Genomic DNA, 24,927 nt, shown 5'->3' with positions numbered 1-24,927 from the left:
ATGCTTGCCTACATCCTGCGCCGCCTGCTGCTGATCATCCCGACCCTGTTCGGCATCCTGATCATCAACTTCATCATCGTCCAGGCTGCCCCCGGTGGCCCGGTCGAGCAGATGATCGCCAAGCTCGAAGGCTTCGAAGGCGCCACCAGCCGCATTGCCGGTGGCGGTGCCGAAGTGTCCGTGGCCGGCTCCAACTACCGCGGTGCCCAGGGCCTGGACCCGGCGCTGATCGCCGAGATCGAGCGCATGTACGGCTTCGACAAGTCGCCGCCCGAACGCCTGTGGATCATGATCAAGAACTACGCCCAGCTGGACTTCGGCGACAGCTTCTTCCGTGACGCCAAGGTCATCGACCTGATCATCGAGAAGATGCCGGTGTCGATCTCGCTGGGGCTGTGGAGCACGTTGATCATGTACCTGGTGTCGATCCCGCTGGGCATCGCCAAGGCGGTGCGCCACGGCAGCCACTTTGATGTCTGGACCAGTTCGGCGATCATCGTCGGCTACGCCATTCCGGCGTTCCTGTTCGCCATCCTGCTGATCGTGCTGTTCGCCGGCGGCAGCTATTTCGACTGGTTCCCGCTGCGCGGGCTCACGTCCAACAACTTCGACGAGCTGAGCACCACCGGCAAAGTGCTGGACTACTTCTGGCACCTGGTGCTGCCGATCACCGCGCTGGTCATCGGCAACTTCGCCACCATGACCCTCCTGACCAAGAACAGCTTCCTCGACGAGATCAACAAGCAGTATGTGGTCACCGCCAAGGCCAAGGGCCTGAGCCGGCCACGGGTGCTGTATGGCCACGTGTTCCGCAACGCCATGCTGCTGGTGATCGCCGGTTTCCCCTCTGCGTTCATCGGTATCTTCTTCACTGGCTCATTGCTGATCGAGGTGATCTTCAGCCTCGACGGCCTGGGCCTGATGAGTTTCGAGGCGGCCATCAACCGCGACTACCCGGTGGTCTTCGGCACCCTGTTCATCTTCACCCTGCTGGGGCTGGTGGTGAAACTGATCGGCGACCTGACCTACACCCTGGTCGATCCGCGCATCGACTTCGCCAGCCGGGAGCACTGACATGGCCTTGTCCCCCCTCAATCGCCGACGCTTCGAGCGTTTCAAGGCCAACCGCCGTGGCTGGTGGTCGCTGTGGCTGTTCCTGATCCTGTTCGGCCTGAGCCTGGGCGCCGAACTGATCGCCAACGACAAACCCATCGCCGTGCGCTATGACGGCGAGTGGTACTTCCCGGCGTTCAAGCGCTACCCGGAAACCACCTTCGGCGGTGAGTTCCCGCTGGAGGCCAATTACAAGAGCCCGTACATCCGCGAACTGCTGGCCAGCAAAGACAGCTTCGTGCTGTGGGCGCCGATCCCGTTCAGCTACCAGAGCATCAACTACGACTTGCGCGTCCCTGCCCCGGCTCCGCCTTCGGCAGACAACTGGCTGGGCACCGATGATCAGGGCCGCGACGTGCTGGCGCGGGTGATCTACGGTTTCCGCATTTCGGTACTGTTCGCCCTGACCCTGACCGTGGCCAGTTCGATCGTCGGCGTTATCGCCGGCGCATTGCAGGGCTTCTATGGCGGTTGGGTCGACCTGGCCGGGCAACGCTTCCTGGAAATCTGGTCGGGCCTGCCAGTGCTGTACCTGCTGATCATCCTTGCCAGCTTCGTGCAGCCAAACTTCTGGTGGCTGCTGGGCATCATGCTGCTGTTCTCGTGGATGAGCCTGGTGGACGTGGTACGCGCCGAGTTCCTGCGCGGGCGCAACCTGGAATATGTGCGCGCCGCACGCGCCCTGGGCATGCGCAACGGCGCGATCATGTACCGGCACATCCTGCCCAACGCCATGATCTCGACCATGACGTTCATGCCATTCATTCTCACCGGCGCCATCGGTACCCTCACCGCCCTGGACTTCCTCGGCTTCGGCCTGCCCGCCGGTTCGCCCTCGCTGGGCGAACTGGTGGCCCAGGGCAAGTCCAACCTGCAGGCGCCGTGGCTGGGCATCAGCGCGTTTGCCGTGCTGGCATTGATGCTTAGCCTGCTGGTGTTCATCGGCGAGTCCGCCCGCGATGCCTTCGACCCGAGGAAGTGACATGAGTGAACAGAACCTGATCGAAGTGCGCGACCTGGCGGTGGAGTTTGTTACCGGCGACCAGGTCAACCGGGTGGTGGACGGCATCAGCTTCGATATCCGCAAGGGCGAGACACTGGCCCTGGTGGGCGAGAGTGGTTCCGGCAAGTCGGTGACCGCGCATTCGATCCTGCGCCTGCTGCCCTACCCCTTGGCCCGCCACCCCAGCGGCAGCATCCGCCACGAAGGCAAAGACCTGCTGCAACAGAACGAAAAGACCCTGCAACGCATTCGCGGCAACCGCATTGCGATGATCTTCCAGGAGCCGATGACCTCGCTGAACCCGCTGCATTGCATCGAGAAACAGATCAACGAAATCCTCCTGCTGCATAAAGGCCTGACCGGCAAGGAAGCCACTGCGCGCACCCTGGAGCTGCTGGACATGGTCGGCATCCCCGAGCCACGCAAGCGCCTCAAGGCCCTGCCCCACGAACTGTCCGGCGGCCAGCGCCAGCGGGTGATGATCGCCATGGCACTGGCCAACGAGCCGGAGCTGCTGATTGCCGACGAACCCACCACGGCGCTGGACGTGACCGTGCAGTTGAAGATTCTCGACCTGCTCAAGGAACTGCAGGCGCGTCTGGGCATGGCCCTGCTGCTGATCAGCCATGACCTGAACCTGGTACGGCGCATCGCCCATCGCGTGTGCGTGATGCAGCGCGGGCAAATTGTCGAGCAGGCTGATTGCGCGACGTTGTTCAGTGCCCCTCAGCACCACTACACGCAGATGCTGATCAACGCCGAGCCCAGCGGGCTGCCAGCGCACAACCCGGTCGGCGCACCGTTGCTGGAGGTGAACGATCTCAAGGTGTGGTTCCCGATCAAGAAGGGCCTGCTGCGGCGTACGGTCGACCATGTAAAGGCGGTGGACGGGATCAACTTCAGCTTGCCGCAGGGGCAGACACTGGGAATCGTTGGCGAGTCCGGGTCAGGCAAGTCGACATTGGGGCTGGCAATCTTGCGCCTGATCTCCAGCCAGGGAGGCATTCGCTTCCATGGGCATAACCTCGACGGGCTGAACCAGAAGGCCGTGCGACCCTTGCGGCGCGAAATGCAGGTGGTTTTCCAGGACCCGTTTGGCAGCCTGAGCCCACGCATGTGCGTAGCGGATATCGTCGGCGAAGGGCTGCGCATTCACGGTATTGGCAATGCGCAGGAACAGGAAGCGGCGATCATCGCGGCGCTGGAGGAAGTGGGGCTGGACCCGCGCACGCGGCATCGCTACCCGCATGAGTTTTCGGGTGGCCAGCGCCAGCGCATAGCGATTGCCCGGGCGCTGGTGCTGAAGCCGGCGCTGATTCTGCTGGATGAGCCCACCTCGGCGCTGGACCGTACCGTGCAGCGGCAAGTGGTGGAGCTGCTGCGTAATCTGCAACAGAAGTACAACCTGACCTACCTGTTCATCAGCCATGACCTGGCAGTGGTCAAGGCGTTGAGCCACCAATTGATGGTGATCAAGCATGGCCATGTGGTGGAGCAAGGGGACGCGCAGGCGATTTTCCATGCGCCGCAGCATCCCTATACGCGGCAGTTGCTGGAGGCGGCGTTTTTGGAGGTTGAGGGTTTGTAGAGGAAGGGTGTGTGTTCGCCTTGATTCTTGCAGCGTGTTTGAGATCGAGCGCCGCCCGCGCGGCGCATCGCGAGCTGCGCTCGCTCCTACAGTTGTTTCGGGCCAGTATCGCCTGTGCCTGCGCGCGCGACCGCCCTGTTTGTCCCCCACGATAGCGAGGTGGGCGCCAAGGGGACGCGCGCACATGCCCCAGGATTAATTGGCCCGAAACAACTGTAGGAGCGAGCGCAGCTCGCGATGCGCCGCGCGGGCGGCGCTCGATCTACGCAACACCGCAAAACCCAAGGCAGGCGCCCTGCTGCCCTGACGCAATCGGGCGCAGAACACCTGGAGAGTGTGTACGCCCGGGGTTATCAGAAATCGATGGTCCCGGAGAACTTCACCAGCCGCGGGTCACCCTGGGTCAGGTAACCGCCGTTAGCCGAGGCCCAGTAGTTCTTGTCGGTCAAGTTCTCCACATTCACCCGCAAGGTCAGGTCTTTCTCCGCTACCTTCAACTTGTAACGGGCACCGGCATCGAAACGGTTCCAGGTCGGCAGGCTGACATTGTTCGCCGCATCGACGAATTGGCCACCGGTGCGCAGCATCCTCGCATTCAGCGCCAGCCCCGGCACGCCGGGCACGTCCCAGTCGACGCTGGCATTGAGCTGGAATGTCGGCACGCCGATGGCATGGTTGCCATCGTTGCTGCCGTTGGCGGTATTTTTCTGCTCCGAGGTCATGCGCGTGCCGCCGGCCATCAGGCGCAAGCCCTGGACCGGCTCGCCGAACAGACTCAACTCCAGCCCTTTGTTGACCTGCTCGCCGTCGCGAACGAAGACGTTGTTCAAGGTGTAGCCGTCCGAAGGCTTCTCGATACGGAACACGGCCAGGTTCGCACCAAAGGTCTGTCGGTCGAACTTGATACCAGCCTCAAGCTGCTTGGTGCGGCCTGGCGGGAACATCTCGCTGGCGTTCGACACATTGGCTGGCGCCGTCGGCCCCTGCGCCAGGCCTTCGATGCGGTTGGCATACAAGGAAATGCTGTCGGTAGCCTTGAAAACGATGCCATAGACCGGTGTGGTGATCGACTCCTCGTACGGGTCGCCTTTGCGGCTGCCGTCATTCGCCAGGTTGGGCTGCCCTTGGGAGACAGTGCCATCGTAGGTGTAGCTTTCCACCCGCAGTTGCTGCCGTCGCAAGCCGTAAGTCAGCAGCAGGCGGTCATCGAAGACGCCAATGGTGTCGGAAATGGCGATGCTCCGCGCGCGCGTCTTGCCGGTGACACCAGGGTCACCCATTTCGCCACCCGTGCTGGTGACCGTGCCCGGCTTGGCCTGCTGCACGGTGTCGTAAATGTTGGTGCTGATTGGCGAATAGAAGATGTAGGCGTTTTCCGCCTGGGTCCACATGGTATTGGCCCCCACGGCGATCTGGTGGCTGATCGGCCCGGTCTGCAGCCGCCCATTCAGGCCGGTACTGAAGCTGGTGTTGTCTTCGCCGTGCACGATGTCCGATGCAGTCATCGTCGCTGCGCCGCTGTTGCCGACCAGTACCGGCGTGCCGTAGGTACCCTGCTCGCGTGTGTGACGGGCGCCACCGGCGAGGTAGGCGGTCCAGTTGTCGCTCAGGTCCCATTCGCCACGAACCATGCCGAAGGTATCTTCCGACTCACTGTAGCTCCAGCTCTGGCCATAGTTGTGACTGGCATCCGGCGCAGTCGGGGCCTTGGTCACGGTGCTGCCCAGGCGCACCGAATTGCGCAGGTGGTTGATGCGCTGTTTCTGGTAGCCGATATCAGTCGACACGCGGAAGTTGTCGCCGCGGTAGTCCAGGCCAGCGGTGAACAGCTTGGTGCGCTGGTCCTGGTCGTCGACGGCGGTTTCACCTTCGCGCTGGCTGAGGTTCAGGCGCGCGCCAAAGCGGTTGTCCTCACCGAAGCGCTGGCCGATATCCAGGTGCTCGCCAATGCGGCCATCAGAGCTGATGTCCTGGGTGTAGCGGCGGGTCGGCTCATCGCCGGCGCGCTTGGGCTGCAGGTTGACGTTGCCGCCCAGGCCGGTGCCGGTCGGGCTTACGCCATTGAGGAAGGCATTGGGCCCCTTGAACACTTCGACCCGCTCGACGCCGTCGGTGGACATGATCTGCCGCGGCAAGATGCCGTACAGGCCATTGAAGGAAATATCGTCGCCAGCCAACGGCAAACCACGGATCACGAACACCTTGGATTGGTTGCCGAAGCCGAATGATTCACGTACCGAAGGATCGTTGGCCAAGACGTCACCGATATCCTCCGCCTGCTGGTCCTCGATCACCTTGGCGGTATAACTGGTCATGGTAAACGGCACATCCATGTAGTCCTGGTTACCCAGCACGCCCATCCGCCCGCCGCGGGCGACCTGGCCTCCGGCAAACTCGTCCGGTAACGCGTCGGGCCGCGCTTTCAAGGCATCGGCGCTGACATCGGTCGCCTCCAGCTGGATCGGCTCGGCAGCCTGCGCCATCAGGGTTACGGAACAGCAGATCGCCAGTAATGCGGGGCGTGAGGGAATACGGGAAGGCATTGGTAAATTCCTGACAGCGCTGAGGAAGTGAAACAGAATGCAAATGGTAATGCTTACCAAACACAAACATCAACCCAGGCACGTGGCAAATGGCCGCCATTTATCAGGATTTCTGATCACGATCGTCTTTCATCATCAGCCAGATCGGGCATACAGTCGCTGCTGTCACTCCTGCTCCAACGGTAGAGCCCATGCCCAGTCAACAACAAAAAAACGTCTCCCCTGCCCTCGAGCAGCTGATCCAGCGCGCCAGCCTGCCAGGCCCCACGCTCAGCGAAGCCCAGGCGCATGCCTTGCTGCAGATGCACTACGGCGTTGCCGGTGGGTTGTCGGCATTGGGCAGTCAGCAGGACCTGAACTTCCGGGTCGACACGGCTGAAGGGCAGTACGTGCTCAAGGCCTGCCATGGCAGCTACGCCAAGCTGGAGCTGGAGGCGCAGCATGCCGCCCTCGCCTTCCTGCGTGAGCACGGCCTGTCGGTGCCCGCAGTACGTGCGGCACACAGCGGCGAAAACTTGCTGGCCGTGGAGGTTGATGGCCAACCGCTGCGGGTACGCCTGCTCGACTACATCGAAGGTCAACCGTTGACGCGTCTCAAGCACATGCCGGCGCAGTTGATGGCCGAAATGGGCAGGCTGTGCGCGCGGCTCGACAGCGCCCTGGCCGATTTCGACCACCCCGGCCTTGCGCGCACCCTGCAGTGGGACCCGCAACACGCCCAGGCGTTGATCCAGCATCTGCTGCCCGTACTGCACAACACCGAGCAACGCGCCCGCATCGAACACGCCACCCGCCTCGCCAACGAACACCTCGCACCGCTGGTTGATCGGCTGCCAAGCCAGGCCGTGCACCTGGACATTACCGACGACAACACCGTCTGGGCCCGTGATGGCGAGCGCCAGTGGCAGTTGCAAGGGGTGATCGACTTCGGCGACCTGCTGCGCACCTGGCGCATCGCCGACCTGTCGGTGACCTGCGCGGCGCTGCTGCACCACGCCGAAGGCGACCCGCTGCGGATCCTGCCGGCGATCAGCGCCTACCAGGCGCTCAACCCGCTGACCGAGGCCGAGCTGCGTGCCTTGTGGCCTCTGGTACTGAACCGCGCGGCAGTGCTGGTGCTAAGCAGCGCGCAGCAACTGGCCGTGGACCCAGGAAACCAGTACACCCGCGACAACGTCGCCCATGAGTGGGAAATCTTCGACACCGCCACCGCCGTGCCTTTCGCGCTGATGCAAACGGCCATCCTGCAAGCTGCCGGCCTGCAGCCCGCCACCCCAGACCTGACCGGCTGCGCGCCGCTGCTGCCCGAACTTGCAGGGCAACCAGTGACGCGCGTGGACCTCGGCGTGCTCAGCGAGCATTGTGAAGCGGGCAACTGGGAACAACCCGGCTTCGACCAACGCCTGTTAACCCGGCACCCTGCCCCGGCCTGCAGCCTGCACGGGCAGTATCGCCTGTCGCGAACCCATATCGACCGCCCCGACGAGCCCGCCACCTGCGCCCTCGGCGTCGAGCTGCATGTGCCCAACGGTAGCCCGGTGCAAGCCCCGGCAGCCGGCACCTGGCAGCGCCACGGTGACGGCCGGGGCTGGCTGCGCACCGCGCACTGGGCCTTGTGGTTGCAGGGGCTGGAAGACGCACCGGCACACGGCCAGGCCGTGGAAAAAGGCCAGGCCCTGGGCAACAGCTGCGGTTTCCTCAGCGTGCAGCTGTGCCTGGACACCACCCTCCAGCCGCCATCCTTCGCCACCCCGTCTCAGGCTGCCGCCTGGCTGGCCCTGTGCCCCTCACCGGCCGCCCTGCTGGGCTTCGATTGCGATGCCGATCCCCTGCCGGATCCGCAGGCCCTGCTGGCACGCCGCGATGCCAGCTTCGCCCGCTCGCAGAAGCACTACTACGCGCAGCCACCCCACATCGAACGCGGCTGGCGAAACTACCTCATCGACATGCAGGGCCGCTCCTACCTCGACATGCTGAACAACGTCGCGGTGCTGGGCCATGGCCACCCGCGCATGGTCGCCGAGTCGGCGCGCCAGTGGTCGCTGTTGAACACCAACTCGCGCTTCCACTACGCAGCCATCACCGAGTTCTCCGAACGCCTGCTGGACTTGGCCCCCGAAGGTTTTGACCGGGTATTCATGGTCAACAGCGGCACCGAAGCCAACGACCTGGCGATTCGCCTGGCCTGGGCCTACAGCGGCGGGCGCGATCTGCTGAGTGTGCTGGAGGCCTACCACGGCTGGTCGGTGGCGACCGACGCCATCTCCACGTCGATCGCCGACAACCCGCAAGCGTTGGAAACCCGCCCGGACTGGGTACACCCGGTCGAGGCGCCGAACACCTTCCGCGGCCGCTATCGCGGGGCCGACAGCGCTGCAGGCTACCTGCGCGATGTCGACGCCAAGCTGGCCGACCTCGATACCCGTGGCCGCCAGTTGGCGGGCATCATCTGCGAGCCGGTGTACGGCAATGCCGGCGGCATCTCCTTGCCAGCGGGCTACCTGCGGGAAGCCTATGCCAAGGTTCGCGCGCGGGGTGGCGTGTGCATCGCCGACGAAGTACAGGTCGGTTATGGTCGCCTGGGCGAATACTTCTGGGGGTTCGAAGAGCAAGGCGTGGTGCCCGACATCATCACCATGGCCAAGGGCATGGGCAACGGCCAGCCGCTGGGCGTGGTCATCACCCGCCGCGAAATCGCCGAGGCGCTGGAGGCCGAGGGCTACTTCTTCTCCTCGGCCGGTGGCAGCCCGGTCAGCTGCCGCATTGGCATGGCGGTGCTGGATGTGATGCAGGAAGAAGGGCTGTGGGACAACGCCCGCGACACCGGCCGCTACTTCAAGGCGCGCCTGCAGGCCCTGGTCGACAAGCACCCGCTGGCCGGTGCGGCGCATGGTTCGGGCTTCTACCTGGGGCTGGAGTTGGTGCGTGACCGCTCCACCCTGGAGCCGGCTACCGAAGAAACCATGCTGCTGTGCGACCGGCTGCGTGACCTGAGTATCTTCATGCAGCCAACTGGCGATTACCTGAACATCCTCAAGATCAAACCGCCGATGTGCACCAGCCGGGCCAGCGTGGACTACTTTGTCGATTGTATTGACCGGGTGCTGGGTGAGGGGTTGTAGGGGATTGGGTGGGGCTGGGGGTGTTGGGCTTTAGGGGTTCAGCGCCTGTTAGATCGAGCGCCGCGCGGGCGCCGCTCGATCTCACGAACACCGAATATTTCAAGCCCTACCCTTCGCAATCCCATCCATTACTATTCGCTGACTCCCCCCAAAAAAACATCAGGTTCACCGAACATGGCCTTCTCCAGCGACTCCCTGGCAATCTTCCTCGCGGTGCTGGATGCCGGTTCGTTCTCCGCCGCCGCCCGCAAGCTGGGCCGTGTACCTTCAGCCGTGAGCATGGCGATCGCCCAGCTGGAGGCCGAGTTGGACCTGCCGCTGTTCGACCGGGCTACGCGCAAGGCCCTGCCCACCAGCGCGGCCCTGGCCCTCGAACCCCAGGCCAGGCAGGTGATCTGCCAACTCAACCTGCTCGGCGCCCAGGCCCTGCAACTTCACCAGGGTCTGGAAAAACGCCTGACCATCGCCATGGCGCCCGAGTTGCAGACCGGCCCCTGGAACCAACCGCTGGAAATCCTCGCCCAGGAATTTCCCAGCCTGGAAATCGAGGTGCGCTCGGCCACCCAGACCGAAGCCATTCGCCTGTTGCACGACGGTAGCGTGCAGCTGGCGCTGGTGTTCGAACGCCCCGGTATCGATGAGCGCGAGTCATTCCTCGAGGCCGGCAGCCAGTTGTTGGTGGCCGTCGCCTCACCGCGCCATCCGGCCGGGCAGAACAGCGGCACGCCACTGCCCGAAGAGGCCTTCGCCGAGCAACGGCAAATCATCGTGGCTTCAGGCAAGGCCACGGGCTCGGACCCGCGCATGGTGCTGTCGCGGCGCATCTGGCTGACCGACAGCTACCTGGCCACGCTCGACCTGGTGCAGTCCGGGCTGGGGTGGGCGTACCTGCCGCAGCCGCTGGTTGAACCGCTGATTGCATCCGGCGCACTGGCCGAGGTGCGCTTCGACAACATGGCCAGCCGTTTACGGCTGTGGGTGGACATCATCTGGCTCAAGCCACGCCCGCTAGGCTTGGGGGCGCGGCGCTATCTGGACGTCATGCGCCAGCTGTTCGAGAAGGAGCCACCCAGGGCCTGATGGCCCTTGTGACGGCGCCCTGCACCGCCCAACGCGCCTCGGTTTGCACAAGGATCATGCTGTCGGCGCCACCAACCTGTACCCCACCCCGGCCTCGGTGATGATGAACCGTGGCGCCGTGGGGTCATCGCCCAGTTTCTGGCGCAGATGCCCGACCACGATCCGCAGGTAATGGGTGTCCTCCACATGGCTGGGGCCCCAGATATCCTTGAGCAACTGCTGCTGGGTAATCACCCGCCCGGGATGCCCGGCCAACAGCGCCAGCAGCGCATACTCCTTGCGCGTCAGCGCCACCTCCGCGCCCGCCAGCGTCACCCGGCGGAAGGCAAAATCCACGGTCAACGGCCCAAAGCTGGCTGCTACCTCCGAGCCCCCGGCCTGCGGCACCTGGCGCAGCAAAGCCCGTACCCGGGCAAGAAACTCCTGGATACCAAACGGCTTGGTCACATAGTCGTTGGCCCCGCCATCCAGCGCATCGACCTTCTGCATTTCACTGGCGCGCACCGACAACACCATCACTGGCACTGCACTCCATTCACGCAGTTCCCGCAGTACCTGCTGGCCGTCCATGTCCGGCAAACCCAGGTCGAGCACCACCAGGTCCGGCTTGCCCAGCGCTGCCTGGGCAAGGCCTTCGGCGCCAGTAGCCGCCTCGAGTACCTTGTAGCCTTGCGAGGCCAGGCTGATACGCAGGAACTTGCGGATCTGCGGTTCATCGTCGATGACCAACAGGGTGGCGGACTGATTCATGGGCTTTCGCTTTCGGCTTCAGGTTGAGGGGGCAGCGGCAAGCATAGAGTGATGCCAGTGCCCTGGCCATCGATGCCTTCACCCACCAGAATCTGCCCACCATGGGCGCCCACCATGCCCTGGCAGATGGCCAGGCCCAGGCCGGTCCCCTGCCCGCCGCGATCACCACGGGCTGCGGTGTAGAACATGTCGAAGATCTTCTCGCGGTCGGCCACGGGAATGCCGGGGCCTTGGTCGCTGACGGTCACGCGCAACTGCTCGTCCTGCACCGCGACTTGCAGCTCCAGCCGACCGTTGGCCGGGGAGAAGCGTGCGGCGTTTTCCAGCACATTGACCAGGGCCTGCTCGATCAGCGCCGCATGCACGAACAGCAGCGGCAGCTCGGCGGGCACGTCAGTGTGCACGCGCAACGGCGCCAGCACCACGCGCAGGCGGTTCAGCGCACTGCCGACAATATCCGCCGGGGCGACCCAGTCGCGCGCCAGCTTGAGGCCGCCATGGCCCAGACGGGTCATGTCCAACAGGTTCTGGATGTAGCGGTCGAGGCGCTCGGCCTCGTTGCGGGTACCTTCCAACAGCTCGCGGCGGTCGTCAGCCGGGATCGCTTCGCCCAGCGCCAGCAGGCTGTCGATACTGCCGCGCATGGCAGTCAGAGGCGTGCGCAAGTCATGGGACACCGAAGCCAGCAAAGCGCTGCGCAGCTGCTCGGTTTCACCGTGCAAGCGCGCGGCCTCCAGTTGCTCGGCCAGGCGCGCGCGGGCCAAGGCCTGGGCCAGGGGCTGGCCGAGGGCGACGAGCAGGCGCCGACGCGGGTCGCTCAGCGGCTGACCGGAGCGTGGGCGCACGCCCAGCAGCGCCAGCGGTTGCTCGTCCACCGCCAACGGCCACCACCACCAGCGGCCGTTGGGCAAGGTGTCGCTGCCGTGGCCGGCCGCCTGGCCATGCAGCCAGGCCCAGTCGGCGGCAGCCCGTTCGGTATCGCTGAAGGCGTGGGCTTCGCCGCTGGCCACCTGCAGCTGGCCCTCGGCGTTGCGTTGCAGCAGGCACACCTGCATGTCGTGCCAGCCACCCAGGTGCTGGCTGGCGGCGTTGAGCACGGCCTGGCGGTCGGTGGCTACCGTCAGCCGGCGCGACAGGTCGAGCAACTGGCTGGTCTGCGCCTGGGTTTCGCGCAGCGCCTGGAGCTGGTGGCGCTGGCGGGCGGCCAGGTTACCGGTGAGCGCAGCCATCAACAAAAAGAACACCAGGGTCAGCACGTCTTCTTCGCGCTGGATGGTGAACGAGAAGTTGGGCGGTATGAACAGGAAGTCATAGACCAGGAACGACAGCGCGGCGCAAGCCAGGGCAGGTCCCAGGCTACTGCGCACCGCTACCAACAACACCGCAGCCAGGAACACCAGCGAGATATTGGGCAACGCCAGCACCCTGGACACCGCCCAGGCCAACCCCGCAGCCATCACGGTGGCCAGCAGCGCCAGCAGGTAATGACGCCACACCCACACCCGCCGCACGGCTGAGCGCGGCGCTGGCGGCTGCACGTCACGGTCCAGCACGTTGATTTCCAGGCCATGGCTCTCGCGCAGCAGCCGCGCCGCCACACCCGCGCCGAACAGACGCCGACGCAGACGGTTGCGGGACTGACCGACCAGTACCAGGCTGGCCCGCCGTTCCACAGCATGTTGGATCAGCGTGCGGGCCACTTCGCCAGCACGCAGCAGCACTACCTCCCCGCCCAGTCGCTCGGCCAGTTGCTGCGCGGCTTGCAAACGGTGCCGTGCGGCTTCATCACGCAGGCGGCCGTTATCCACATGCACCAAGCTCCAGGGCAGGTGGCGGCGCTGGGCGACGCGGCTGGCATGGCGCACCAGGCGTTCGGCCTGGTCGTCACCCTCTATGCCCACCAGCAACCGGCCGCGCAAGGCCGGAGCCTCCTGGCCGCGCTGCCGATAGCCGTGGGCCAGGTCGGCATCGACCTGAGCAGCGGCGGTCTGCATGGCCAGCTCGCGCAGGGCGGTCAGGTTGGTTTGCGAAAAGTACGCATCGATGGCCGCCCGAGCCTGCTCGGGCACGTACACCTTGCCTTCACGCAGGCGTTCAAGCAGCTCTCGCGGTGGCAGGTCGATCAGCACCAGCTCGAAAGCCTCCTGCAGCACCCAGTCCGGCAGGGTCTCGCGCACTTGCACGCCGGTAATGTCGCGGACCTTGTCGTTGAGGCTTTCCAGGTGCTGGACGTTGACCGTGGTGTATACGTCAATGCCCGCGGCCAGGAGTTCTTGTACGTCCTGCCAGCGTTTGGCGTGGCGGCTGCCGGGGGCGTTGGTGTGGGCCAGTTCGTCCACCAGGGCCAAGGCCGGCGCGGCACGCAGCAGGCCGTCGAGGTCCATTTCCTCGAGGGTGACGCCACGGTACTGGCTGCGCAGCAAGGGCTGCTGCTGCAGCCCTCCGAGCAACGCTTCGGTTTCGGCGCGGCCATGGGTCTCGACCACCCCGGCCAACACTTGCACGCCCTGGCGTTGCTGGGCGTGTGCGGCCTGGAGCATGGCGAAGGTCTTGCCGACACCGGGGGCGGCGCCCAGGAACACCTTAAGCCGGCCCCGGCCGGTTCGCGGCAGATTAGCCAACAGCGCATCGGCGCGGGCGGAATCACTCATGTTTCATCCTTCAGCATGTGCGGCGGTCGACCGAGCGCCCGCGAAGGGCCGCAAAGCGGCCCCACTATCAGTGGTTCAGTTGCTCAAGCGCCTGGTTCAACGCCAGCACATTAACCACCGGCGGACCAATCAATGGCTGGAGGGTGGCCTGTTCCAGCAAGGCTTGCAAGCGCTCGACCGGCAGTTGCCGTGCCGCTGCCACCCGCGGGATCTGATAGGCCACCGCCGCGGGTGGCAGATGCGGGTCAAGGCCACTGCCCGAGGTAGTCAGCAGCGCCTGAGGCACTGGCCCCTGCTGTGCCTGATACAACGCAGCCGCATCGCCCCTTACCCGCTCAGCCAGTGCCGGGTTGCTCGGCGACAGGTTGCTGGCGCTGCTGGCCACGGTCGCGTAGGCACCTGCCGAGGGCCGCGAGTGGAACCAGCCATCGCCCTGAAAATCCTGGGCGATCAATGCCGAACCCCGCACCTGGCCTTGCGCATCGCGTACCAGGCTACCGTTGGCCTGGCTCGGAAAAGCGACCTGGGCAATACCGGTCACCGCCAGCGGATACAGGGCGCCCGTCACCAGGGTCATCAACAAAGCCAGGCTCAATGCCGGGCGTAGATAAGCAGTCATGGTGGCCTCCTCAGACCAGGTTCAGCGCATTGAGCAGCAGGTCGATCAGCTTGATCCCGGCAAACGGCACCACAATGCCACCCAGCCCGTAGATCAGCAGGTTGCGCCGCAGCAAATGCGCCGCGCTCGCCGCCTGCACCCGCACGCCCCGTAGCGCCAGCGGGATCAGCACGATGATGATCAGCGCGTTGAACACGATGGCCGAAAGGATCGCACTCTGCGGGCTGGCCAGTTGCATCAGGTTGAGCACACCCAGTTGCGGGTAGATGGCGGCGAACAGCGCTGGCAGGATGGCAAAATACTTGGCTACATCGTTGGCGATGGAGAAAGTGGTCAGCGCCCCGCGGGTCACCAGCAGTTCCTTGCCCACCTGCACCACATCCAGCAGCTTGGTCGGGTCGCTGTCCAGGTCGACCATGTTGGCGGCCTCCCGCGCGGCCTGAGTGCCGTCGTTCATGGCCATGCCCACGTCAGCCTGGGCCAGTGCCGGGGCGTCGTTGGCACCGTCACCGCACATAGCCACCAGGCGGCCGTCATTTTGCTCCTGGCGAATACGCGCCAGCTTTTTCTCCGGCGTGGCCTCGGCCAGGACGTCATCCACCCCGGCCTCGGCGGCGATAGCCGCAGCGGTCAGCGGGTTGTCGCCGGTCACCATGACCGTGCGGATACCCAGTTTGCGCAATTCGGCGAAGCGCTCGCGGATGCCGGGCTTGACCACGTCCTTCAGGTGGATCACCCCAAGCAGACGCTTGTCGAGGCACACCAACAGCGGCGTGCCCCCGCTCTGGGCGATACGCTCCACTTCACGGGCCAACGCTGGCGGCATCTCCAGGCGTTGCATGCCGACGAATGCCAGTACCGCATCGACCGCACCCTTGCGAAAGCGCCGTTGCTGGAAGTCGATACCCGACAAGCGTGTCTCGGCACTGAAGGCCACGGCTTCGAACTGCCCGTCAGCCGGCTCGACGAAGTCATGCAACTGGCGCAGGTATTCGACAATCGACTTGCCTTCGGCTGTGTCGTCGGCCAGCGAGGCCAGCAAAGCGCCCTCCCCCAGTTCGCGGGCAGTGACGCCCGGCGCGGCATGCAGCGCACTGCAGCGGCGGTTGCCGAAGGTGATGGTGCCAGTCTTGTCGAGCATCAGCGTATGCACATCACCAGCCGCCTCTACCGCACGCCCCGAGCGGGCAATCACGTTCAGCCGCACCAGGCGGTCCATGCCGGCAATGCCGATGGCCGACAGCAGGCCGCCGATGGTGGTGGGGATCAGCGTCACCAGCAAGGCGGCGAGGAAGATCAGCGGCAGGCTGCCACCGGCAAAGTGGGCGAACGGCTGCAAGGTCACCACCACGATCAGGAAGATCAGGGTCAAGCCGATCAGCAGGATATCGAGGGCGATTTCGTTCGGGGTCTTCTGCCGCTTCGCGCCTTCGACCAGGGCAATCATGCGGTCCAGCGTCGACTCGCCAGGGTTGCTGGTGACGCGGATCAGCAGCCAGTCGGAAACCAGCCGCGTGTTGCCAGTCACCGCCGAGCGATCGCCGCCAGACTCGCGGATTACCGGTGCGGACTCACCGGTAATCGCAGCCTCGTTGACCGCCGCAATACCTTCAAGTACCTCGCCATCTGCGGGGATCATTTCACCGGCCACCACGCGGACCACGTCGTCCTTGCGCAGCGCACCCGCTGCGACAGTCTCGTAGCTGCCATCACGCTGGCGACGTTGAGCCAGCAGGCCCTGGCTGCCGGCCTTGAGGCTGTCGGCGCGGGCCTTGCCACGGCCCTCGGCGAGGGCTTCGGCGAAGTTGGCGAACAGCACGGTAAACCACAGCCACAGGGCGATCTGTACCGCCACGCCGGTACTCACGCCATTGCCGGGGGCAAAGCACAGCACGGTGGTCAGCACCGCAGTCAGGGCCACCACCAGCATTACCGGCGAGCGCCTGAGCTGGCGGGGGTCGAGCTTTACGAATGCCTGCACCAACGCCGGGCGCCACAGGGCGGCAAAGCGGGTCTGGTCCTTGGCGCTGTGCCGGGCGTTCACTTCAGGAATGGGCATGTTCATGATCGGTCCTCAGAAACCCAGGCTCAAATGTTCGGCGATTGGCCCAAGGGCCAGGGTCGGCAGAAAGGTCAGGCCACCGACCAGCAAGATGGTCACCAGCAGCAGGCCGGTGAACAGCGGGCCATGGGTGGGGAAGCTGTTCACCCCCTGGGGCGCGGTCTTCTTCGCTGCCAGGCTGCCGGCCAGCGCCAGAATCGGCAGGATGTAGCCGAAACGGCCGATGAGCATGGCCAGGCCGATCATCAGGTTGTGATACACCGTGTTGGCGCCAAAACCGGCGAAGGCCGAACCGTTGTTGGCCGTACCCGAGGTGTAGGCATACAGCAGCTGGCTGAACCCATGCGCGCCGGGGTTGCTGACCGCCCCCGCCGGGCCGGGCAGGCTGGCGGCGATCGCGCCAAGTACCAGCACGCCAACCGGCATCACCAGCAGGGTCGCCACCAGCAGCTGCACCTCTCGGGCCTGCAACTTCTTGCCCAGGTACTCCGGGGTGCGGCCAATCATCAGCCCGGCCAGGAACACCGCGATCAGCACGAACAGCAACATGCCGTACAGCCCGGCACCAACGCCGCCAAAGATCACCTCGCCGACCATCATGTTGACCATCGCCACCATGCCGGTCAGGGGGTTGAGGCTGTCATGCATGGCGTTGACCGAGCCATTGGAGGCCGCGGTGGTGGTCACTGTCCACAACACCGACCCCGTCGTGCCGAAGCGGCTCTCCTTGCCTTCCATGGGCGCGCTTTGCTGAACCTGTGCGCTCTCAAGGGCCGGGTTGGGCTGGTGCTCCGACCACAGCGCCGTACTGCCGCCAATCAGGAACAGGGCAAGCATGCAGGCAAGGATGGCGCGGCTCTGGCGCAGGTCCTTCACGTAGTGGCCAAAGGTAAACACCAAGGCCGCCGGGATAAGGATGATCGACGCCACCTCGAACAGGTTGCTCCAGGCCGTAGGGTTTTCGAACGGGTGCGCCGAGTTGACGCCGAAGAAGCCGCCGCCATTGGTGCCCAGTTGCTTGATGGCAATCTGGCTGGCAGCCGGGCCCAGCGGGATGGTTTGGTCAGTGCCTTGCAAGGTCAGCGCGTGGGCATAGTCGGCAAAGGTCTGCGGTACGCCCTGCCATACCAGCAGCAGCGCCAGCAGCAGGCACAGCGGCAACAAGCCGTAGAGGGTGGCGCGGGTCATGTCGACCCAGAAATTGCCCAGCGTCGTCGCGCTGCGCCGGGCAATACCTCGGCACAGTGCAATCAGCACGGCCAGGCCGGTGGCAGCGCTGACGAAGTTCTGCACGGTCAGGCCCAGCATCTGGCTCAGGTAGCTGACCGACGCCTCGCCACTGTAGGCCTGCCAGTTGGTGTTGGTGACAAAGCTGACGGCCGTATTGAATGCCAGTGACCACTCCTGGCCAGGCAAATGCTGAGGGTTGAGCGGCAGGTGGCCCTGCAGCAGCAGTACGGCGAACAACAGCAGGAAGCCGGCGAGGTTGAACGCCAGCAGCGCCAAGGTGTACTGCCGCCAGTTCTGTTCCTGGCTGGCGTTCACCCCCGCCAGCCGGTAGCAGGTCTGCTCGACCGGGCCCAGCAGTGGCGAAAGCCAGGTACGCTGGCCTTCCATGACCCTGAAGTAGAACCGCCCGAGCCGGGGTGCTGGTAGCAGCACGATGGCAAAAAATGCCAGGAGCAAGGCGTAGTCGTAACTGTGCATGGCCGCTCCTTAGCTGCGATCGGCGCGCAGCAGCGCCACCAGCAGATAAAACGCCAAGGCCACTGCCAGCAGCAGTGACAGCCCGTCGAGCATGTTCATGAGTGGTTCTCCCCGTAGTGCGGCGTGGGCCGCTTTGGGGGAATTGTCCGAGAGAGGGGCGTAAAGGGGCGAGATCGGGGGGCGGGGGTGGGGATAAAGAATGCGTAAAGATCAGCGTTGCAGTTTGCCTGTAACGGCCTCTTCGCGGGCACGCACGCTTGTGTCTTGGTGGGGATTTAGAATCTAGTTGTTTCCCCAGGGTACTGCATCAGCCTCAAGCCTGCGGGGCACCTGTGGGAGCGGGCTTGTCCCGCGAAGCATCCAACACGGTGCATGGCACCGGCTCCGCCGGTGTTCGCGGCTAAAGCCGCTCCCACAGGGTGGACTGCACAGTCTTCAAGGCCTCGGCGGGTTTCCCCGCGAACAGGCCGGCGCAGGCTACTGCGGTGGCGGCTGCTGCGTCGCGTTCCGGCTCCAGTCCAGCAGCAGGCTGTAGCCTACCGCCAGCAAGGTCGGCCCGATGAACAGGCCAATGAAGCCAAAAGCAAGCAAGCCACCGAACACCCCCAACAGCACGATCACCAGCGGCAGGTTGCCCCCCCGGCTGATCAGGTAGGGCTTGAGCACGTTATCCACGCCGCTGATGACGAAGGTGCCCCAGATCCCCAGGAACACCGCCATGCCATATTCGCCCTTCCACACCAGCCAAGCGGTGGCCGGGATCCAGGCCAATGGCGGGCCCATGGGGATCAGGCTGAGCATGAAGGTCACCAGGCCCAGCACGATGGCGCCCGGCACCCCGGCGATCAGGAAACCGATCAACGCCAGCAGCGCTTGCGCCGCCGCAGTGCCGATGACCCCATTGACCACCCGCTGCACGGTGCCAGCCACCAGGTCCAGGTAGTACTCGGCACGGTCGCCCACCAACCGATGCAGCAAGCGCAGCACAAACGCTGACAAGCGCGGGCCGTCACGGTAGAAGAAGAATACGAACACCAGGCTCAGGGTCAGCTCCAGCACACCGCTGCCGATCTGCGCGCTGCGCGCCAGCAGCCAGTTGCCAACCTGCCCCAGGTAAGGCTTGAGCGAGGCCAGCAGAGCCGCGCCCTGCTGGTCCAGTGATTGCCACCAGCCGACCAGGCGCTCGCCCACGAACGGGATGCCGCCCAGCCAGGCCGGTGCATCGGGCAGGCCGTCGACCTGGACGTCACGCACGAACGCCGTAGCATCACGAATGTGATCGGCCAGGTTGAAACCCAGCCACACCAGTGGCAGCGCCACGATCAGGATCCAGGCCGTGGTCAGCACGCCTGCCGCCAGTGTTTCGCGCCCGCCCAGCACACGCGTCAGCAATCGCATCAGTGGCCAACTGGCAAAGGCCAGGATGGCGCCCCACAGCAGCGCCGAGATGAACGGCGCCATCACCCACAGGCCGGCACCCAGCAACGCCAGCAGCAGAATCTGGACCAGCAGGCGATCATTGTTGACCATGGTGGGCTCGTTCAACGAATCAGTTCGAGGTGCAAGCCATCGGTTGGCTCATTGCCAACTTCCAGCCGACCGTTACGCACACCCGCCTTGACCAGTGCTTCGCGCCAGGCTTCGGCCTGGGTGCCACTGAGGCTGGCACGCAAGGTGCTGTCGAGGTTCAGGCTGCGCGCCAGCAGGTTGACCCAGGTGTCCTGCGGTGCGGCCAGGTCAGGGTAGTCGAGCTTGCCGGTGTCGCGCATTTCGCGCAGCACCGTGGCCGCAGTCGGCAGCAGTTCGCCCAGCGGGCTGCCGGAAACGAACTCTTCCACATGCAGGTAGGCGCGCCGATTGCCACGTGTGACGCTGTACAACGCGACCAGGGTGTCGGCCTCTTCTGCCGAACGACGCAGCAGGATGAACGCCTGCTGTTCGTCGCCACCGTTGAGGCGGGCGTTGGCGAATACATCGTTGGCCCACAAGCTGGCCTCGCCGCAATCGCGACCCTGGCACCAGAACAGCGGGTAGCCACCGTCGCGCTGCAGTGCTTCGCGGGCGCTGGTGAAGGCTTCGCGGGCAGTGCGTTCGACCGGCAGCTCATAGGTGACAGAACTGACCTGACCGCGGCTTTCGACCTTGTCGTCCACCCGCAGGCGGCCACTGATCTTGCGCAGCGGGCCCATCGGGTAGACCCGCTCTTGCTCAACGGCCGGGCGCTGATCGACCACCTTGGCGTCTGCGGGGACCGGCAGGCTGCCGGCCCACAGCATGGGGCTGGCGAGCGCCAGGCAGGCAGCGACAGCGGTACGGATGGCTAACGGCGCGCTCATTGGCGAACCGGACGGCGCCTTGCGCCGGATTGAAGCTCCAGGATGTCTGGCAGTTGCATGGTTGTCTCCCTTTCAACCCGCCAAGCCTCGACACTTGTCCGATGCAAGTCAAGCAAACCCAAAGAAGCGATTGAAACAGTCTGCGACAAGGGCCGCGCCCTGCTCATCGTTCAGGTGCAGGTGATGGCCACCGGGCAGGGTCACCTGCTCAAAGGGTAGCTGCTCCAACAACGCAGTGTGACGCACCAGCATGCCATCGGCGGCTACTACCAGTTGCACCGGGCAGCTCACCCGGCGCACATAGGCCATCGCCTGCGCTTCACTCAGACGCACCGGCGACGGCAGGGTCAGGCGGCTGTCGCTGCGCCAGCTATAGCCACCGGGCACCGGCATCAGGCCGCGTAGGGCCAACAGTTCGGCCGCCTCGCGGCTGACCGCGACCATGCCTTTCATGCGCGCCTGCACGCCCTGCTCCAGCGTCGTGTAGACGGATTTGCGTTTGCCATCCAGGCGCAGCTGGGCCTGCAGCGCCATGCCCAGGCGTTCGCCGGCATCCTGTTCGGCGCCGGTTGGCGGGATGACGCCGTCAATCAACGCCAAGTGGCTGACCCGCTCCGGCAACGCACCGGCCAGTTGCACCGAAATGATTGCCCCCAGCGAATGGCCCAACAGGGCGAAGCGCTGCCAGCCCAGTTGCTCGGCCACGCGCAGCACGTCATGGGCATAGTCGGCCAGGGCATAGCCGGCACCCGGCGGGCGGTGCTCCGAATAGCCATGCCCGGCCAAATCCAGGGCGACGATACGCAGGCCCTGCAGCCGTGGCGCCAGGCGGGCGAAGCTGTTGGCGTTGTCCAGCCAACCGTGCAGGGCAATCACCGGCAGCCCGTCTTCGGGGCCGAACAGGTGCGCCGCCAGTTCGATATGGCCCAGGCTCAGGCGGATTTCCTCGACCTGCGCGCTCATGCCTGGCCCCAGCGGTCGAACAGGCCTTTGATCAGGCTGGCGGTGTCGGCCGGCCGTTCCAATGGGAACATGTGCCCGCCCGGCACGCTGTGGTACTCACCGTTAGGCATGCCACGTACCGCAAGGGTGTGGTGGCGACGAATGACATTGCTACGGTCGCCACGCACCATGGCCAGCGGCACCTGCAACTGTCGCGCGGGGGCGGGGCTGGTGTGGGGGATGCTGCGATAGATGCTGATTTCGGTCGCCGGGTCGAAGCGCAGCTGCAGGCCCTGCTCCATCACCTGCAGGCCGTGCTCGACATAAGCGTCAAGGCAGTCGGGGTCAAAATGACGGAACAGTGACTTGCCGGCGAAATAGTCCCGGGCACTGTCGCGGTCGTCGAAGGTTTCACGGCGCCCCAAAGTGCGCCCGGCCGGGGTGATGCGGTCGATGAAGCCAAAGCGCTTGGCAGTGCGCAGCAGCCACTGGTCAGCACGGGTGAGCACCGGCGAGTCGAGCATGACCACTCCCCGGTAGTACTCGGGGCAACGCAACGCCGCATGCAGGTGCAATACCCCGCCCAGCGAATGGCCAACGCCCCAGACTGGCTGGTCCTGCTGCGCCAGATGATGCAGCAGTTCGTCCACCAGGCCCTGCCAGTTTTCGCCCACCGGAAACCGCGGGTCGTGACCGTGCTGGGCCAGGTGCTGCACCTGGTAGTCCGGCGCCAGCGCGGCGAACAGCTTGCCGTAGGTGGCCGAAGGGAAACCGTTGGCATGGGCGAAGAAGATCTGCTGCGACATGGCGCCTGGTCCGGACGGGAATGATGGCTCATTGTCGGTATCGCGGTGCCGTTCGGCAACGTTTGTAAAGGTCATCGGCGAGGGCTATCAGGTCATGCCGAGCGGTCGAAACTGCCCAGCGACCGGCGCAGGCAGGCTTGCATGTAGGCCAGCTGGCTCTCCAGCGCTTCACGGGCAAGGCGCTGGTCCTGACAGGACAGTTGCAGGCGGCGCAAAGCCAGGCAACTGGTTTGTAGCAGGTGGGATACACGCAGGCAGGCGTGTTGCAGCGTGCGCAGGTCATGCTCGCTTTGTTGCCTGGCGGCGGTCTCCAGCCCGGTGTTACCTTCGACCTTGCGCAGCAACTGGTAGAATTTGGCCTCGGCCGATTCACGCAGCAGGCTGTACTGGGCAAAGTCCAGCGAAGCGCCTTGTTCAACCTGCTCGAGGGTAGGTTGCAGGTCCAGTGAGGACAACAGCTCCCCCATCATATCGCTCATGCGCCGCTCCCTGACTGTGTTTGGACCAACGCTAGCAAGGGGTGATGAAAGGTCACAACTGGCAGAAATGCCAGTTGTCTCGTCGATCTGCGGGGCTGCTGTGTGGCCTTGCCTGGGGTCAGTCAGGGGCGTTGAGCGCCCGCAGGGTCATCAAACCGGCCAGCGGCCACTCCCCTTCCAGCTCGGCAAGGCTGGCAGTGCTCATGGCTGCCGGGTGTTGCTTGTGGCCATGTTCCAGCGTACCGACCAACGTCCCTACCAGTGGCTGATGGCTGACCAGCAACACATGCTCCAGCCCCAGGCGCTCGAGCTCGGCAATGGCCTGCTGCACATCAGTTTCCGGGGTGAGCCACGGCACGGTACGCACCGGCTCGGCAAAACCCAGGGTGTCATGCACCAGCGCTGCCGTCTGCTGGGCGCGCACATAAGGGCTGGCGATGATCGCCTGCAACGGTTGCCCAAGCAGGCGCGCGGCACTGTGCAGCACCTGTTCGCGACCCTGCGCGGTCAGGCGGCGCTCGGCATCGGTATTGGCCCGTGGCTCCGCTTCACCATGGCGCAGTACCCACAGCTTCACAGCTTGGGCTCCTCGTCGCGCACCGGGTGTGGTGCCGGCGCCACGGCGTGCGCTGCTTCACCTTCCGGGGCGCGCGGTGTCGGCCAGTCAGCGAACGGCCAAGGCTTCTGGTCGCTGTGGAAGCTGCCGAAACGGCCGATCTGCGCCAGGTACTGGCTCAGGCTGTCGCCAAAGTTCATCAGGCTGGCGCTGGGCGCGCCGTACACCAGGCGGTAGATCAGCTGTACCAGCACCAGCCCGCCCAGGAGCAACTCGGCCAGTTGCCAGACCACCAGGAACACCAGCATCCACAGCACCCGCAGGATGATCGACTCGCGCTGGGCGCGCTCCGGGGTATCGTTCATGTATCGCTCCTTGCTCTGCTTGGCTCAGTTGAAGCCGCTGATGGAAATGAAATCGACATCGGTCTTGGGTTCGGCGCGCATCAGGTGCTCGATCACCTGGTTCAACGTGCGCCCTTCGAACAGGATGGCATGCAGGCCCGCCACCAGCGGCATGTACACCTGGACCTCTTGGGCCTTGGCCTTGAGTACCTTGAGCGTGTTGACGCCCTCGGCCACTTCGCCCAGGCGGTTCACCGCCTCCTCCAGGCTCTGGCCCTGGCCCAGTGCGTAGCCAACCTGGTAATTGCGGCTCTTGGGGGATGAGCATGTGACGATCAGGTCACCGACACCGGCCAGACCGAGGAAAGTCATGGGGTTGGCGCCCTGGCTGACGGCAAATCGGGTCATTTCGGCCAAAGCACGGGTAATCAGCATGCTCTTGGTGTTCTCGCCCATCCCCAAGGCCACGGCCATGCCGGCGATGATCGCGTAGACGTTCTTCAGCGCCCCGCCCAGCTCGACGCCAAAGCGATCGGCACTGGCATAGACCCGGAAGGTGCGGCCGTGCAGCACCGCCTGCACCTGCTGGCACAGCTTTTCGTCTTCGCTGGCGACCACCGTGGCGGTCAGCGCATGCTCGGCGATCTCGCGCGCCAGGTTGGGCCCCGACAGCACACCGATACGCGCCTGCGGGGCGATCTCTTCAAGGATCTGGCTCATCAGCTTGAAGCTTTGCGCTTCGATGCCCTTGGTCAGGCTGACCAGGCCCTTGCCGCGCAGCAGCTCGGCATGCGGCGCCAGCACGCTGCGCAGGGCACTGGATGGCAGGGCGACGAATACCAGCTCGCTGGCCTGCAGTGTGGCCAGCAGGTCGTTGACCGGTTCAACGCCATCGTGCAGGCGGATACCTTTAAGGTAGCGCGGGTTCTCACGATTGACGCGCATGGCCTCGGCTTGCGCCGGGTCGCGCATCCACTGGCGCACCGGCACACCGTTTTCCGCCAGCAGGTTCGCCACGGCGGTGCCGAAGCTGCCGCCCCCCAGAACTGCAACAGGTTGCTGTTCAGTCATATCCAATCCGTTAAAGCCAAAAGTTAAGTGGCGACCCGGCCATTATACGGCTCGCCTGCAATGCGCCAAGGCCGGCAACGCGAATGACACTGCCATGACTACGTTGCAACAAATGCAGGCGCGAGTTTGCTCGCGGCGCGTTGCGCGGGCCGTGC

Annotated in this window: 20 protein-coding genes; 5 read left to right on the top strand and 15 right to left on the bottom strand. The window is 64.9% G+C overall.

The annotated features are described in order from the left end of the window. The 3 genes from E8E68_RS16130 to E8E68_RS16120 are packed head-to-tail and all read left to right on the top strand — an operon-like array spanning position 1 to position 3,704. Complete coding sequence (locus E8E68_RS16130) at positions 1–1,074, top strand: microcin C ABC transporter permease YejB (RefSeq protein ID WP_056803365.1); 1,074 nt, start codon at positions 1–3, stop codon at positions 1,072–1,074. 1 nt (position 1,075) lies between these two features. After that, positions 1,076–2,095, top strand: coding sequence for an ABC transporter permease (locus E8E68_RS16125; RefSeq protein ID WP_110744728.1), 1,020 nt, complete (start codon positions 1,076–1,078; stop codon positions 2,093–2,095). A gap of 1 nt (position 2,096) precedes the next feature. Beyond that, positions 2,097–3,704 carry an ABC transporter ATP-binding protein gene (locus tag E8E68_RS16120; RefSeq protein ID WP_266032184.1) on the top strand — a complete coding sequence of 536 codons (1,608 nt, stop codon included), beginning with the start codon at positions 2,097–2,099 and terminating at the stop codon, positions 3,702–3,704. Positions 3,705–4,057: 353 nt separating this feature from the next. Here the strand turns inward: E8E68_RS16120 and E8E68_RS16115 are convergent, their stop codons facing one another. Continuing rightward, positions 4,058–6,247: a TonB-dependent siderophore receptor gene (locus E8E68_RS16115; protein WP_266032183.1), complete on the bottom strand. Its 2,190-nt coding sequence runs from the start codon at positions 6,245–6,247 to the stop codon at positions 4,058–4,060. 191 nt (positions 6,248–6,438) lie between these two features. On the opposite strand from E8E68_RS16115, the gene E8E68_RS16110 reads away from it, so the two are divergent. Together E8E68_RS16110 and E8E68_RS16105 are read left to right on the top strand one after the other, a co-directional pair. Beyond that, entirely contained in the window at positions 6,439–9,369 is a 2,931-nt protein-coding gene (locus E8E68_RS16110) for an aminotransferase (RefSeq protein WP_280342849.1), read from the top strand. 174 nt (positions 9,370–9,543) lie between these two features. Next, positions 9,544–10,449, top strand: coding sequence for a LysR family transcriptional regulator (locus E8E68_RS16105; RefSeq protein ID WP_266032181.1), 906 nt, complete (start codon positions 9,544–9,546; stop codon positions 10,447–10,449). A 54-nt stretch (positions 10,450–10,503) separates the two neighbouring features. Here the strand turns inward: E8E68_RS16105 and E8E68_RS16100 are convergent, their stop codons facing one another. The 14 genes from E8E68_RS16100 to E8E68_RS16035 form a co-directional block, all read right to left on the bottom strand. Next, positions 10,504–11,199 (bottom strand): response regulator, encoded by a 696-nt coding sequence (locus E8E68_RS16100; RefSeq protein ID WP_110748486.1) that lies wholly within the window; start codon positions 11,197–11,199, stop codon positions 10,504–10,506. After that, positions 11,196–13,850, bottom strand: a complete 2,655-nt coding sequence (locus E8E68_RS16095; protein WP_266032180.1) for a sensor histidine kinase KdpD — start codon at positions 13,848–13,850, stop codon at positions 11,196–11,198. Before E8E68_RS16095 ends, E8E68_RS16100 begins: the two co-directional genes overlap by 4 nt. 67 nt (positions 13,851–13,917) lie before the next feature. Continuing rightward, positions 13,918–14,469 carry a potassium-transporting ATPase subunit KdpC gene (gene kdpC, locus E8E68_RS16090; RefSeq protein WP_280342846.1) on the bottom strand — a complete coding sequence of 184 codons (552 nt, stop codon included), beginning with the start codon at positions 14,467–14,469 and terminating at the stop codon, positions 13,918–13,920. Positions 14,470–14,479: 10 nt separating this feature from the next. Then, the gene (kdpB, locus tag E8E68_RS16085; RefSeq protein ID WP_280342843.1) at positions 14,480–16,534 is read right to left on the bottom strand and encodes a potassium-transporting ATPase subunit KdpB; all 2,055 of its coding nucleotides are present in this window, start codon (positions 16,532–16,534) and stop codon (positions 14,480–14,482) included. Between the two features lie 9 nt (positions 16,535–16,543). Then, positions 16,544–18,238, bottom strand: coding sequence for a potassium-transporting ATPase subunit KdpA (kdpA, locus tag E8E68_RS16080; RefSeq protein WP_280342840.1), 1,695 nt, complete (start codon positions 18,236–18,238; stop codon positions 16,544–16,546). Positions 18,239–18,247: 9 nt separating this feature from the next. Further along, complete coding sequence (gene kdpF, locus E8E68_RS16075) at positions 18,248–18,337, bottom strand: K(+)-transporting ATPase subunit F (RefSeq protein WP_003251485.1); 90 nt, start codon at positions 18,335–18,337, stop codon at positions 18,248–18,250. Between the two features lie 378 nt (positions 18,338–18,715). After that, complete coding sequence (locus tag E8E68_RS16070) at positions 18,716–19,768, bottom strand: AI-2E family transporter (protein ID WP_280342837.1); 1,053 nt, start codon at positions 19,766–19,768, stop codon at positions 18,716–18,718. Positions 19,769–19,779: 11 nt separating this feature from the next. Further along, the gene (locus E8E68_RS16065; protein ID WP_266032176.1) at positions 19,780–20,574 is read right to left on the bottom strand and encodes a DUF4892 domain-containing protein; all 795 of its coding nucleotides are present in this window, start codon (positions 20,572–20,574) and stop codon (positions 19,780–19,782) included. A gap of 108 nt (positions 20,575–20,682) precedes the next feature. Next, positions 20,683–21,537 carry an alpha/beta hydrolase gene (locus E8E68_RS16060; RefSeq protein WP_266032175.1) on the bottom strand — a complete coding sequence of 285 codons (855 nt, stop codon included), beginning with the start codon at positions 21,535–21,537 and terminating at the stop codon, positions 20,683–20,685. Continuing rightward, complete coding sequence (locus E8E68_RS16055; RefSeq protein ID WP_266032174.1) at positions 21,534–22,322, bottom strand: alpha/beta hydrolase; 789 nt, start codon at positions 22,320–22,322, stop codon at positions 21,534–21,536. Before E8E68_RS16055 ends, E8E68_RS16060 begins: the two co-directional genes overlap by 4 nt. Positions 22,323–22,414: 92 nt before the next feature. Continuing rightward, a complete protein-coding gene (locus E8E68_RS16050; RefSeq protein WP_266032234.1) occupies positions 22,415–22,789 on the bottom strand; it encodes a hypothetical protein in 375 nt (124 codons plus the stop codon). A 130-nt stretch (positions 22,790–22,919) separates the two neighbouring features. Next, entirely contained in the window at positions 22,920–23,378 is a 459-nt protein-coding gene (gene sixA / locus E8E68_RS16045; protein WP_280342832.1) for a phosphohistidine phosphatase SixA, read from the bottom strand. After that, complete coding sequence (locus tag E8E68_RS16040) at positions 23,375–23,722, bottom strand: DUF4389 domain-containing protein (protein WP_110745681.1); 348 nt, start codon at positions 23,720–23,722, stop codon at positions 23,375–23,377. Before E8E68_RS16040 ends, sixA begins: the two co-directional genes overlap by 4 nt. A 24-nt stretch (positions 23,723–23,746) precedes the next feature. Further along, a complete protein-coding gene (locus E8E68_RS16035; RefSeq protein ID WP_266032172.1) occupies positions 23,747–24,772 on the bottom strand; it encodes an NAD(P)H-dependent glycerol-3-phosphate dehydrogenase in 1,026 nt (341 codons plus the stop codon). Positions 24,773–24,927: the final 155 nt, after the last annotated feature.

The sequence above is a fragment of the Pseudomonas sp. BN607 genome (assembly GCF_029871175.1).
Lineage (GTDB): Bacteria > Pseudomonadota > Gammaproteobacteria > Pseudomonadales > Pseudomonadaceae > Aquipseudomonas.
The sequence above is the reverse complement of the archived record's forward strand: the minus strand, read 5'-3'. Positions and strand labels throughout refer to the sequence as shown.